The 11,680-nt window shown below is 68.7% G+C and carries 14 protein-coding genes; 12 read left to right on the top strand and 2 right to left on the bottom strand.

Annotated elements, in window-relative coordinates:
- Positions 1–72: 72 nt before the first annotated feature.
- Positions 73–435 (bottom strand): hypothetical protein, encoded by a 363-nt coding sequence (locus AB4078_RS03430; protein ID WP_441975953.1) that lies wholly within the window; start codon positions 433–435, stop codon positions 73–75.
- Between the two features lie 37 nt (positions 436–472).
- Here AB4078_RS03430 and AB4078_RS03425 point away from each other — a divergent pair, with 37 nt between their 5' ends.
- From AB4078_RS03425 to AB4078_RS03410, 4 genes are all read left to right on the top strand, one after another.
- Positions 473–787, top strand: coding sequence for a hypothetical protein (locus AB4078_RS03425; protein ID WP_441975952.1), 315 nt, complete (start codon positions 473–475; stop codon positions 785–787).
- A 53-nt stretch (positions 788–840) separates the two neighbouring features.
- Complete coding sequence (locus AB4078_RS03420; RefSeq protein ID WP_441975951.1) at positions 841–2,127, top strand: low temperature requirement protein A; 1,287 nt, start codon at positions 841–843, stop codon at positions 2,125–2,127.
- A gap of 264 nt (positions 2,128–2,391) precedes the next feature.
- Positions 2,392–4,320, top strand: a complete 1,929-nt coding sequence (thrS, locus tag AB4078_RS03415) for a threonine--tRNA ligase (protein ID WP_441975967.1) — start codon at positions 2,392–2,394, stop codon at positions 4,318–4,320.
- Positions 4,317–4,877: an HIT family protein gene (locus AB4078_RS03410; protein ID WP_441975950.1), complete on the top strand. Its 561-nt coding sequence runs from the start codon at positions 4,317–4,319 to the stop codon at positions 4,875–4,877. The genes thrS and AB4078_RS03410 overlap by 4 nt, the downstream gene beginning before the upstream one ends.
- Positions 4,878–4,910: 33 nt before the next feature.
- Here AB4078_RS03410 and pdxY read toward each other — a convergent pair whose 3' ends face one another.
- Positions 4,911–5,762: a pyridoxal kinase PdxY gene (gene pdxY / locus AB4078_RS03405; protein ID WP_441975966.1), complete on the bottom strand. Its 852-nt coding sequence runs from the start codon at positions 5,760–5,762 to the stop codon at positions 4,911–4,913.
- A 90-nt stretch (positions 5,763–5,852) separates the two neighbouring features.
- Between pdxY and pdxS the strand changes: the two genes are divergently transcribed.
- The 8 genes from pdxS to AB4078_RS03365 all read left to right on the top strand — a co-directional run bounded on the left by pdxS (position 5,853) and on the right by AB4078_RS03365 (position 11,632).
- A complete protein-coding gene (gene pdxS / locus AB4078_RS03400) occupies positions 5,853–6,755 on the top strand; it encodes a pyridoxal 5'-phosphate synthase lyase subunit PdxS (protein WP_441975949.1) in 903 nt (300 codons plus the stop codon).
- Entirely contained in the window at positions 6,749–7,360 is a 612-nt protein-coding gene (gene pdxT / locus AB4078_RS03395; protein ID WP_440732432.1) for a pyridoxal 5'-phosphate synthase glutaminase subunit PdxT, read from the top strand. The genes pdxS and pdxT overlap by 7 nt, the downstream gene beginning before the upstream one ends.
- A 104-nt stretch (positions 7,361–7,464) precedes the next feature.
- A complete protein-coding gene (locus AB4078_RS03390; protein ID WP_440731808.1) occupies positions 7,465–8,223 on the top strand; it encodes a YebC/PmpR family DNA-binding transcriptional regulator in 759 nt (252 codons plus the stop codon).
- A 19-nt stretch (positions 8,224–8,242) separates the two neighbouring features.
- Positions 8,243–8,872 carry a GrpB family protein gene (locus tag AB4078_RS03385; protein ID WP_441975948.1) on the top strand — a complete coding sequence of 210 codons (630 nt, stop codon included), beginning with the start codon at positions 8,243–8,245 and terminating at the stop codon, positions 8,870–8,872.
- Positions 8,869–9,459: a crossover junction endodeoxyribonuclease RuvC gene (gene ruvC / locus AB4078_RS03380; RefSeq protein WP_441975947.1), complete on the top strand. Its 591-nt coding sequence runs from the start codon at positions 8,869–8,871 to the stop codon at positions 9,457–9,459. Before AB4078_RS03385 ends, ruvC begins: the two co-directional genes overlap by 4 nt.
- Before the next feature lie 9 nt (positions 9,460–9,468).
- Positions 9,469–10,086, top strand: coding sequence for a Holliday junction branch migration protein RuvA (gene ruvA / locus AB4078_RS03375; RefSeq protein ID WP_440731805.1), 618 nt, complete (start codon positions 9,469–9,471; stop codon positions 10,084–10,086).
- Entirely contained in the window at positions 10,079–11,107 is a 1,029-nt protein-coding gene (ruvB, locus tag AB4078_RS03370) for a Holliday junction branch migration DNA helicase RuvB (RefSeq protein ID WP_441975946.1), read from the top strand. The genes ruvA and ruvB overlap by 8 nt, the downstream gene beginning before the upstream one ends.
- Positions 11,108–11,182: 75 nt before the next feature.
- On the top strand, positions 11,183–11,632 hold the full coding sequence (locus AB4078_RS03365; protein ID WP_441975945.1) for a preprotein translocase subunit YajC: 450 nt from the start codon (positions 11,183–11,185) through the stop codon (positions 11,630–11,632).
- Positions 11,633–11,680: the final 48 nt, after the last annotated feature.

Genomic DNA, 11,680 nt, shown 5'->3' with positions numbered 1-11,680 from the left:
GTGGTGGTGGAACAACTCACGCCTCCACGGCGAGCTCGGACTGCGAACTCCCCTCGAGGTCGAGAACGCATACTACGCTGACCACGAATCATCCCTCCCGGCAGTCGCCGGACAGGAATAGCAGTCGGAACGAAGACCAGGCCGATTCAAATTGAGCTCGTCGACCTTCTTCGCTTCGTCGAGGTACGACTCACCGGCAGACTTCGTGGAGTCCGTGACGTCCGCATTGGCCGCCTTCTCCTGCCCCTTAAGCTCGACGCCACGCTTGATCGCCTCGTTCTGCGACCCGATGCCATTGGTCATCGCCTCGAGCGCGAGACGGGTCTCCGCGGCACTCATCCCGGTCTTGGATGCGATGTCGTAGAACTTCGCGGTATCGCCGCTCAGGGCGTCGTAGTAGGGCTTCAGCTTGCCCATCGCATCCTGGTTACCCATCGCCGCATCCGTGACGGTATCAAGAGAGACCCCGAGCTTGTCGGCCGCGTCGTACGCCGACTGCCAGTTGAACGACAGCCAGTCGCCGCCCTTCTTCAGCTCTTCGACCGAGGAGAACATCCGCAGCTCGATCCCCCTTCTCGAAGACGCGGGGGAGATCGCCGTCGTCTCGAACGCGCTGCACGCCGAGCGGGCGCGGGGGCTGCTGCGCGCGGCACGACCCGACCTGGCCGCCCGCCTCGTGCGCGCTGACGACTACCGCTTCGGGGAGATCCCGGTGATCAAGGCGATCGCGGCCGCGCTCGCGCTCGTCGAACGACGTCGGAGTCGGGTGGATCCGGGCTCGCGCTAGGTTGGACGCTGCATATCCAAGGGGACTGGAAGTCCGAGGGGATCGGGGAGAGCATGACGAACGCCGTCGAAAGATACCGGCATGGGCTGAGCCCGATGCGCGGGCGGTCGCTGCATGAGCAGCACAGAGCGGCCACGCCGCTGGAGCTCTTGTACGACTTGGTCTTCGCCGCCGCGTTCGGGGTCGCCAGCACACAGCTGGTGGAGGGCGTCGCAGCCGGACACGGTGGCGCAGCGGTCGGAGCGTTCGCCTTCGCGGTCGCCGCGATCATCTGGGCGTGGATCAACTTCTCTTGGTTCGCGTCGGCGTTCGACACGGACGACTGGCTGTTCCGCGTGTTCACGATGGTGCAGATGGCGGGCGTCATCGTGCTCGCGATCGGCCTGCCGGCCATGTTCGCGTCGCTCGAGGAGCACGGCGCCTTCGACAACCGCGTCATGGTCTCCGGCTACATCGTCATGAGGGTGGGGCTGCTCGCACAGTGGCTGCGCGCCTCGCGCGAACCCGCCTACCGCCGGCACGCCCTCACCTATGTGCTGTTCGTCGCCGTCGCGCAGATCGGCTGGGTCATCGTGGCCTGGGCGCCGCTGCCCCTCGGCGCCGCCTTCGCGGCCGCAGCGGTGTGCTGGCTGATCGAACTGGGCGGCCCCGTCGTCGCCGAGCGCAAGGGCGACGGCGAGCGCAGGGGAACGCCCTGGCACGCACACCACATCGCGGAGCGTTACTCGCTCCTGACGATCATCGCGCTGGGCGAGACGGTCATCGGCACCCTCGCTGCCGCGCAGGAGGTCTCGCACGAGAAGGGGTGGTCCGGAGACACGGTGGTCGTGATCGGCGCCGGTGTCGCGATGACCTTCGCCCTGTGGTGGTCGTACACCGTGATGCCGTCCGGCCCGATCCTCGCCGTGCACCGGAGCCGGTCCTTCGTATGGGGCTACGGGCATGCCTTCATCTTCGTGAGCGTCGCCGCCGTCGGCGCCGGACTGCACGCGATCGGGTTCGCGTACCGGCATGAGGATCCGCTCGCCACGCCCGTCGTCATCCTGATGATCGCGATCCCCGTGATCGTCTTCATGGTGTCGGTCGCGCTGCTGCACTCCTATCTGGTGCACTCGCTCATGCGGGGCCTGCTGCTGCACGCGATCGCGATGATCCTGCCGCTCCTCGGCATCGTGCTGGCCTTCGGCGGGCTCCCGCTGTGGGTCTGCCTGCTCGTGGTGCTGGCCGGGCCGGTGCTCGTCGTGGTCGCCTACGAGGCCGGCGGCTGGCGGCTCGCGCAGCGGCATCTGGACGAGGCGCTGGGTGGTGCCGTGACCGGCCGGCCGCACGGGGCGGCGTAGGATTCTCCTATGGACTTCGCCCGGGTGACGCACGCGACTGTGTTCGCGGTCACCGGCACGCGAACTCTCAGGGCCTGAGCGGGCAGGGCGCCTTCGCGTCCGAAGCTGAGCCGAGACCATCGCCAAACTGGAGAACTTCCTTTGTCTGAGAATCCTGTGCCGTCTGAAGCCGCGGCGTCCGCCCCCGAACTGCCGTCCTATCCCTGCGACGGTTTCGCGCTCTACGGCGCGAACGGACCTTTCAGCGACCGCTCCGTCGTCGCCATGCTCGTGAACGGGCAGCAGAAGGACCTCGCCGCCCTCGTGAACGAGGACGACGACGTCCAGCCCATCACCATCGACAGCCCCGAGGGGCTCGCGATCCTGCGCCACTCGACGGCGCACGTGCTCGCGCAGGCCGTGCAGCGCATCAAGCCTCAGGCCAACCTCGGCATCGGTCCGCCCATCACCGACGGCTTCTACTACGACTTCGGCGTCGACACCCCGTTCACCCCCGAGGATGTCAAGGCGATCTCGAAGGAGATGCAGCGGATCCAGCGCGAGGGTCAGCGCTTCGTGCGCCGGGTCGTGACCGACGACGAGGCGCGCGCCGAGCTCGCCGACGAGCCGTTCAAGCTCGAGCTCATCGGGCTGAAGGGTCCAGGCGCCGACAAGACCGAAGGCGCATCGGTCGAGGTGGGCGAGGGCGAACTGACCATCTACGACAACGTCGCCAAGGACGGCGAGGTCGTCTGGAAGGACCTCTGCCGTGGTCCGCACCTGCCGAACACCCGCATGATCGGCAACGGCTGGGACCTCACCCGGATCGCCGCGGCGTACTGGCGAGGATCCGAGAAGAACCCGCAGCTGCAGCGCATCTACGGCACCGCCTGGCCCACCAAGGACGAGCTGCGCGCCTACCAGCAGCGCCTCGAAGAAGCGGCCAAGCGCGACCATCGCCGCCTCGGCAAAGAACTCGACCTGTTCTCCTTCCCCGACGAGATCGGATCCGGCCTGTCGGTCTGGCATCCGCGCGGGGGCATCATCCGCGGCGAGATGGAGCAGCACGCGCGTCGCCGGCACATCGCCGGCGGATACAACTACGTCTACACGCCGCACATCTCCAAGGAGGATCTGTTCCTCACCTCCAACCACCTCGTCACCTATCGCGACGGCATGTTCCCGCCCATCCGGATGGACGAGGAGCGCGACGAGGACGGCCACGTCACCAAGCAGGGCCAGGACTACTACCTGAAGCCCATGAACTGCCCGATGCACATCCTCATCTACAAGGAGCGTGCGCGCAGCTACCGCGACCTGCCGCTGCGGTTCGCCGAGAACGGCACCGTCTACCGCAACGAGCTCTCCGGCGCCCTGCACGGCCTCACCCGCGTGCGCGGCTTCACCCAGGACGACTCGCACCTGTTCGTCACCCCGGAGCAGCTGGAGTCCGAGGTCACCAAGGTCCTCGAGTTCATCCTCTCGATGCTGCGCGACTTCGGACTCAGCGACTTCGAGCTCGAGCTCTCGATGCGTGACGACGAGAAGGACAAGTGGATCGGATCCGACGAGTTCTGGGAGTACTCGACGAATGCGCTGCGCAACGTCGCCCTGGCCTCCGGTCTGAAGCTCACCGAGGTGCCCGGCGAGGCGGCCTTCTACGGCCCGAAGATCGACCTGAAGACCACCGACGCGATCGGCCGCGTGTGGCAGCTGTCCACGGTGCAGGTCGACCCCAACCTGCCGGAGCGCTTCGGACTCGAGTTCACGGACAAGGACGGGCAGAAGAAGCGCCCGATCATGATCCACCGCGCGCTGTTCGGCTCGATCGAGCGGTTCTTCGCGATCCTGCTCGAGCACTACGCGGGCGATTTCCCGCTCTGGCTGTCGCCGGTGCAGGTCGTGGGTATCCCTGTCGCCGAGGCGTTCGCCGACTACCTCGATGACGCCGTCGCGGCCCTGCGGGAGGCGGGCGTGCGCGCCGAGGTCGACCACTCCGACGAGCGTATGCAGAAGAAGATCCGCAACCACACCACGGGCAAGGTCCCGCTCATCCTCATCGCGGGGGAGCAGGACCGCGCTGCGGGCACGGTGTCGTTCCGGTTCCGAGACGGGACGCAGGAGAACGGCGTGCCGCTCGCAGAGGCCGTCGAGCGCGTGCGTCGAGCGATCGAGAGCCACGCGCTGATCCAGACCGCGGGCGACCTGGCATGAGCGACGTCGGGGACGCGGGCGTCGGGGCGCGGCTGGAAGACGCCGCGCACCTCGCCGGCGTCCCCGACGAGTTCCAGCGCCTCTGGGTCCCGCACCGGATGACGTACATCCAGGCGGGCCCGGAGCCGCTGCGCGAGGAGTGCCCGTTCTGCGAGGCGCCCAAGCACCCCGACGAGGAGCGGCTCATCGTCGCCCGCGGGCATACCGCCTATGTGCTGCTCAATCTGTTCCCGTACAACTCCGGCCACCTGCTCGTCTGCCCGTACCGTCACATCGCGACCTACGACGAGGCGACGGCGGAGGAGGTCGCCGAGATCGGTGCGCTCACGCAGACCGCGATGCGGGTGCTGAAGGCGACATCGCGCTGCGACGGCTTCAACATCGGCATGAACCAGGGCGCGGTCGCCGGCGCCGGCGTGGATGCGCACCTGCATCAGCACGTGGTGCCGCGCTGGAACAGCGACGCCAACTTCTTCCCGATCATCGCGAAGACGAAGGCGCTGCCGCAGCTGCTCGGAGACGTGCGCAACACGGTCGCGGCGGCCTGGCCCGTCTGAGGCGGCCGTGCGCCGCGCGAGGGCGTGGGGCGATCAGCGCACCCGGCGGGCTTCGAACTGGAGCGGCGGGTTCGCGTAGAACTCCTGAGCCGGCACGAGCTGCAGCTCGCGCTCGTCCGACTCGAGCGTGAGGCGGAGCAGCTCATACACGCTCGACACGGTGCGCTCGAGCGCGAGCTTCGCATCGCCGGTCTCGACATAGTGCGCGGTGAACAGCGCCGCGGTCACATCGCCGGATCCGTTCGCCTTCATCGGCAGGTGGGGAGTCGCGACCAGCCATGCGCCCTTGTCGTCCACGGCGAGCATCTCGATGGTGTCCTCTTCCCGATCGGGTCGGGCGACGCTCGTCACGAGAACGGTCTTCGGCCCCATGGCGCGCGCCTTGTCGACCGAGGCCAGGGTCGATTCGAGCGTGTCGGGCTCGGTCTCGGTCAGGAAACCCAGCTCGAACTGGTTCGGGGTGATGATGTCGGCCACGGGCACGACCTTTTCCCGCAGCAGCACGGGGATCGCAGGCGCGACGAAGCACCCCGACGCGGCGTTGCCCATGACCGGGTCGCACGCGTACACCGCCTGCGGGTTGGCGGCCTTGACCCGCGCCACGGCATCGATGATGACGTCGCCGATGCCCTCGCCGCCCTGGTAGCCGCTGAGCACCGCGTCGACCTCGCCGAGCACGCCGCGCTCCTCGATGCCGGTGATGACCTCGCGCACGTCGTCGGGGGCGATCAGCGGTCCGCGCCAGGCGCCGTAGCCGGTGTGGTTGGAGAAGTTCACGGTGTAGACGGGGAGCACCTCGACCCCGATGCGCTGCAGCGGGAACACGGCCGCGGAGTTGCCGACATGGCCGTACGCGACGGCGGACTGGATCGAGAGCACCTTCAGCATCCTCCGATCCTCTCATCCGGCGGGAGCGGATCCGGTCACCGACTCCTGAGTGTCAGGGTTCGTGGCAGACAGCGTATTATCTGTCCTATGACAGAACTTGCACCCGAATCGACCACCGGCACCGGTCGCGTCAAGCGCGGCCTTGCGGAGATGCTCAAGGGCGGCGTCATCATGGACGTCGTCACCCCCGAGCAGGCGAAGATCGCGGAGGACGCCGGAGCCGTCGCCGTCATGGCGCTCGAGCGCGTGCCGGCCGACATCCGCGCCCAGGGCGGCGTGTCGCGTATGAGCGACCCGGACATGATCGACGGCATCATCTCCGCCGTCTCGATCCCCGTCATGGCCAAGGCGCGCATCGGCCACTTCGTGGAGGCGCAGGTGCTGCAGGAGCTCGGTGTCGACTACATCGACGAGTCCGAGGTGCTCTCTCCCGCGGACTACGTGAACCACATCGACAAGTGGGGCTTCACCGTGCCCTTCGTCTGCGGTGCGACCAACCTCGGCGAGGCGCTGCGTCGGATCACCGAGGGCGCGGCGATGATCCGCTCCAAGGGTGAGGCGGGCACCGGAGACGTCTCCGAGGCGATGAAGCACATCCGCACGATCCGCGGTGAGATCGCGCGCCTCACCACGCTCTCCAAGGACGAGCTGTACGTGGCCGCCAAGGAGCTGCAGGCCCCGTACGAGCTCGTCGCCGAGGTCGCCGAGAAGGGCGCTCTGCCGGTCGTCATGTTCGTCGCCGGGGGAGTGGCCACTCCCGCGGACGCCGCCATGATGATGCAGCTCGGCGCCGACGGCGTGTTCGTCGGATCCGGCATCTTCAAGTCCGGCGACCCGGCCGCCCGCGCCGCCGCCATCGTGAAGGCGACGGCCGCCTTCGACGACCCCGCCGTGATCGCCCAGGTCTCGCGCGGGCTCGGTGAGGCCATGGTCGGCATCAACGTGTCCGACCTGCCCGCACCGCACCGCCTCGCGGAGCGCGGCTGGTGACGACCGCCGTGCGGATCGGTGTGCTCGCGCTGCAGGGAGACGTGCGCGAGCATGCCGCGATCCTCACCTCGCTCGGGGCGGAGGCGGTTCGCGTCCGCCGCCCCGAGCAGCTGGACGGGCTCGACGGCCTGGTGATCCCGGGCGGTGAGTCGAGCGTGATCGACAAGCTGTCCCGGATCTTCGGCCTGCGCGAGCCGCTGCGGGCGCTCATCGCCGAGGGACTGCCGGTCTACGGCACCTGCGCAGGGCTGATCCTGCTCGCGGATGAGATCGAGGGCGCGATCGATGGCCAGCTGACCTTCGGCGGTCTCGACGTCACGGTCGCGCGCAACGCCTTCGGTGGTCAGGTCGAGTCCTTCGAGACCGAGCTGGAGATCGAAGGCATCGAAGGGCCGGTGGATGCCACGTTCATCCGGGCGCCGCTCATCACGCGGGTCGGGCCGAAGGCGACGGCGATCGCGGCGCTGCCCGACGGCGGAGTGGTGGCAGTGCAGCAGGGCAACCTGCTGGGCACGAGCTTCCACCCCGAGATGAACGGCGAGGCGCGGCTGCACGCGCGGTTCCTGGAGCTGGTCGCGGCCCGACGGGCTGCTGTCGCAGCGTAGTCTCGCGGCTCTGCACCCCGCCGTCGGTGCTTCCGACGCGGATCTTCTAGAATGGACGATGCCCTGGCGGGACGAACCGCGGGGCTGATTCGAGCGGGAGAGATATGTCCGGGCATTCCAAGTGGGCCACCACCAAGCACAAGAAGGCCGTCATCGACTCGCGCCGTGCGAAGTCCTGGGCCAAGCTCATCAAGAACATCGAGGTCGCCGCGAAGCTCGGCGGCGCTGATCTCGCGGGCAACCCGACGCTGTTCGACGCCGTGCTCAAGGCGAAGAAGACCTCCGTCCCGAAGGACAACATCGACCGCGCCATCAAGCGCGGCGCCGGCATCGGCGGCGAGTCGGTCGAGTACTCCTCGATCACGTACGAAGGCTATGGCGCGAACGGCGTCGCTCTCATGATCGAATGTCTGACCGACAACAAGAACCGGGCCGCCGCCGAGGTGCGCACAGCGCTCAGCCGCAACGGCGGCACGCTTGCCGATCCCGGATCCGTCGCCTACAACTTCACCCGCAAGGGCGTCATCGTCGTCGACGGCGAGAACACCACCGAGGACGACGTCATGATGGCGGCGCTCGAGGCAGGGGCCGAGGAGATCGAGCCGCACGCGCAGGGCTTCGAGATCATCACCGAGGCATCCGACCTGGTCGCGGTGCGCACCGCGCTGCAGGAGGCGGGCATCGAGTACGAATCGGCGGACGTCGAGTTCGTGCCGAACCTCAAGGTCGAGATCGACGCCGAGGCGGCGCGCAAGATCTTCCGCCTCATCGACGCGCTCGAGGACAGCGACGACGTGCAGAACGTCTACGCGAACTTCGACCTCACGGCCGAGGTGCAGGCCGAGCTCGAGAACGACGAGTAAGCCCGAGGGAACCCTTTCGATGGCCGCGCCGCAGATCGTCCCCTACGATCCGGCGTGGCCATCTCTCGCTTCCGGCTGGAGCGCCCGGATACGCGATGCCTTCACTCGGGCCGGGATCGACATGACAGACCTCGCGCACATCGGCTCGACCGCGGTGCCGGGGCTCGCGGCGAAGCCGTTTCTGGATCTCCAGGCCGTTCTGCCCGCGGTCCCGGACGAGGGCGCGGCGACCGCCGCACTCGCCTCTCTCGGCATCCAAAGGGCGCGAGGCTCCCGGCCTGACTCGCCCGGCGTCGATGCCGACATCCCTCGACCCGGATCCGACCCGCGCCGCCACGAGAAGCTGCTCTACTTCCGGGACCTGGACGACGGCGGTTCTCTGCGCGGACTCATCCTGCACATCCGTCGCGCGGACTCGCCGTTCGCCGACTTCGTGGTCTCGTTCCGCGACTGGCTGCGCGCGGATCCCGAGGGACGGGCGGAGTATGAACGGCTGAAGCGATCCCTCGCCGCGGTTCACGCGGGCGCCGACGATTACGACGACTACACCCGCGCGAAGAGCGCCTTCATGGATCGCGCGCAGGCGGCGATGGGCTGGCCGCGCGCCTCGGCGCCGACCGACTGCGCTGCGCCTAGCCTGGAGGCATGACGGGCGTACGGCGGGTTCTGGGCATCGACCCCGGCCTCACGCGCTGCGGTGTGGGCGTCGTGGACGTCGATGCGAGGCGCCGCGGCACTCTCGTGCACGTGGGCGTGATCCGCACGCCCGTGGATGCGCCGATCGGCGAGCGCCTTGCCGCTGTCGCTGCGGGGATCCGTGCGGTGATCGCCGAACACGGCCCCGACGCGGTCGCGGTGGAACGCGTCTTCGCCCAGCAGAACAGCCACACCGTGATGGGCACCGCGCAGGCCAGCGGCGTGGCACTGCTGATCGCCGCCGAGCACGGGCTGCCGGCGGCCACGCACACCCCGAGCGAGGTGAAGGCGGCCGTCACTGGGTACGGCTCCGCCGACAAGAAGCAGGTGCAGGCGATGATCGCCCGGATCCTGAGGCTCGACGCACCCCCGCAGCCGGCCGACGCCGCCGACGCCCTCGCGATTGCGCTCTGCCATGCCTGGCGCGGAGCGGGACTCGGCGGGGGAGCGGATCCGGGATCCGACGCCCTGACCCCGGCGCAGAAGGCCTGGGCCGACGCGGAGCGTGTCGCTCGAACATACATACGAGCACGTGCGTAGACTGCTTTCATGATCTCTTCCCTGCGCGGCATCGTGCTGTCCGCGAGCACGGATTCCGTCGTCGTCGAGGTCGGGGGAGTCGGCTTCTGGGTCGCCGTACCCGGCGACGTCGCGCACACCGCCAGGGTCGGGCACGAACTCCGACTGCACACGTCGCTCATCGTCCGGGAGGACGCGCTGTCGCTGTACGGCTTCGCAGACCAGGCCGAGCTCGAGGTGTTCGGTCATCTTCTGTCGGTGACGGGCGTGGGACCGAAGTCCGCGCTCGGGGTGCTCTCGCACCTCTCCGTGGACCAGATCGCGAGCGCGGTCGCCGCTGACGACGACGCGCCCTTCCGCCGGGTCTCCGGCATCGGCCCGAAGACCGCCAAGCTCATCGTGGTGCAGCTCACCGGCAAGCTCCATGCGCCGGTCGCCGCATCCGCCGCCGCGTCCGTCCCCGACGAGATCGGAACGCAGCTGATCGCCGCCCTGATCGGACTGGGATGGTCGGAGCGCATCGCCGCGGACGCCGCGGAACGCAGCGCCGCCGAGGCCAGCGAGACCGAGCGCGGATCCGTCGCGCTGCTTCTCCGCCGCACGCTCGCCACCCTCGGTCCTGCCCAGGGCGGAAGTGCTCGTGGCTGAGTTCCACGACTCCGGCGACGTCGTCGACGAGGCCGAGCTCGCCGTCGAGGGAGCGTTGCGGCCGGCGAGCCTGAGCGAGTTCGTCGGCCAGCACAAGGTGCGCGGACAGATGACTCTGCTTCTCGAGGCCGCGAGGATCCAGGATCGCCCGGCTGATCACATCCTGCTCTCCGGCCCCCCGGGACTCGGCAAGACCACGTTGGCGATGATCGTGGCGCATGAGAGCGGGCGCCCGCTGCGCATGTCCAGCGGGCCGGCGATCCAGCACGCGGGTGACCTCGCCGCGCTGCTGTCGAGCCTCACGCCCGGCGAGGTGCTGTTCATCGACGAGATCCATCGGATGGCACGGTCCGCCGAGGAGATGCTGTACCTCGCGATGGAGGACTTCCGGATCGACATCATGGTCGGCAAGGGTGCCGGGGCGACGAGCATCCCGCTCGATCTCGCCCCGTTCACGCTCGTCGGCGCCACCACGCGTTCGGGTCTGCTGCCGAACCCGCTGCGCGACCGCTTCGGCTTCACGGCCCACCTGGAGTACTACGAGGCGGAGGAGCTCGAACGGGTCGTGGAGCGCTCCTCGAACGTCCTCGGCGTGGAGGTGCCCCCGATCGCGCGTGCCGAGATCGGACGGCGCTCCCGGGGCACTCCCCGCATTGCGAACCGACTGCTCCGGCGCGTGCGGGACTACGCCCTCGTGCACGGTGGCGGATCCTCGGCCTCCGTCGATGACGTGCGGGCGGCGCTGGAGCTCTACGACGTGGACCGGATCGGCCTCGATCGCCTGGACCGCGCCGTGCTGGATGCGATCGTGCGCCGCTTCCGCGGGGGACCCGTAGGGCTCAGCACACTCGCCGTCTCGGTCGGAGAGGAAGCGGACACCATCGAGAGCGTCGTGGAGCCGTATCTGGTCCGGATCGGATTCCTCGGCCGCACTCCCCGCGGGCGCATCGCCATGCCGGAGGCGTACGCCCATCTCGGCATCGCGCACCCCGAGGGGGCCGCGTTGTTCGATGACCTATAATCGCTGGAGACTTTCACCTTCCCCACCCCTTCCGCGCCCCACCGCCGGCGCGCGCCTCGAAAGGCTCCTCCTCGCATGAATCTCGCGACGTTCTTCTCGCAGTACGGCCTGTTCTTCGTCCTGGCCATCCTGCTCGTCTTCATGGTCCTCTCGACCCGCAAGCGCAACAAGCGAATGAAGGAGGAGCAGGAGAAGAAGGCCACGCATACCGTCCCCGGAGCCAAGGTGCTGCTGCAGGGCGGACTCTACGGCACGATCGTCGAGTTCGACCCGGAGAACCTGGACCGTCCCGCGAAGGTGGAGATCGCGCCCGGCGTGGTCATCGAGGTGCACTCGCAGGCGATCCTGCGGGTCGTGGACGAGGAGCAGAACGCTCCGGTCGCCGATGAGGCGCACATGCCGCTCGACGAGCAGACGACTCTCGACGCGCAGACCCCGCTGGACGAGCGCGCCAAGGACATCCGCATCGAGTCGGCCGAGGAGACCAAGGCGCGCCTGGAGCGCGACGCCGACGACAAGAACTGACGCGGTCCGCGCGCGCCGCTCGACCGTCCCTCCGGACAGACCGTCCCC

The organism is Microbacterium sp. 2MCAF23 (assembly GCF_052115565.1).
Lineage (GTDB): Bacteria > Actinomycetota > Actinomycetes > Actinomycetales > Microbacteriaceae > Microbacterium.
Note: the sequence above shows the minus strand (reverse complement) of the source record. Positions and strands in the feature narration are given on the sequence as shown.

Bases quoted from the DNA above. Each gene is read 5' to 3' on its own strand.
- AB4078_RS03385 (WP_441975948.1), top strand. From the start codon at position 8,243: ATGGCCGCGCCGCAGATCGTCCCCTACGATCCGGCGTGGCCATCTCTC.
- AB4078_RS03365 (WP_441975945.1), top strand. From the start codon at position 11,183: ATGAATCTCGCGACGTTCTTCTCGCAGTACGGCCTGTTCTTCGTCCTG.
- AB4078_RS03420 (WP_441975951.1), top strand. From the start codon at position 841: ATGACGAACGCCGTCGAAAGATACCGGCATGGGCTGAGCCCGATGCGC.
- AB4078_RS03390 (WP_440731808.1), top strand. From the start codon at position 7,465: ATGTCCGGGCATTCCAAGTGGGCCACCACCAAGCACAAGAAGGCCGTC.
- AB4078_RS03410 (WP_441975950.1), top strand. From the start codon at position 4,317: ATGAGCGACGTCGGGGACGCGGGCGTCGGGGCGCGGCTGGAAGACGCC.
- ruvA (WP_440731805.1), top strand. From the start codon at position 9,469: ATGATCTCTTCCCTGCGCGGCATCGTGCTGTCCGCGAGCACGGATTCC.
- pdxS (WP_441975949.1), top strand. From the start codon at position 5,853: ATGACAGAACTTGCACCCGAATCGACCACCGGCACCGGTCGCGTCAAG.
- thrS (WP_441975967.1), top strand. From the start codon at position 2,392: ATGCTCGTGAACGGGCAGCAGAAGGACCTCGCCGCCCTCGTGAACGAG.
- ruvC (WP_441975947.1), top strand. From the start codon at position 8,869: ATGACGGGCGTACGGCGGGTTCTGGGCATCGACCCCGGCCTCACGCGC.
- AB4078_RS03430 (WP_441975953.1), bottom strand. From the start codon at position 435: ATGGGTAACCAGGATGCGATGGGCAAGCTGAAGCCCTACTACGACGCC.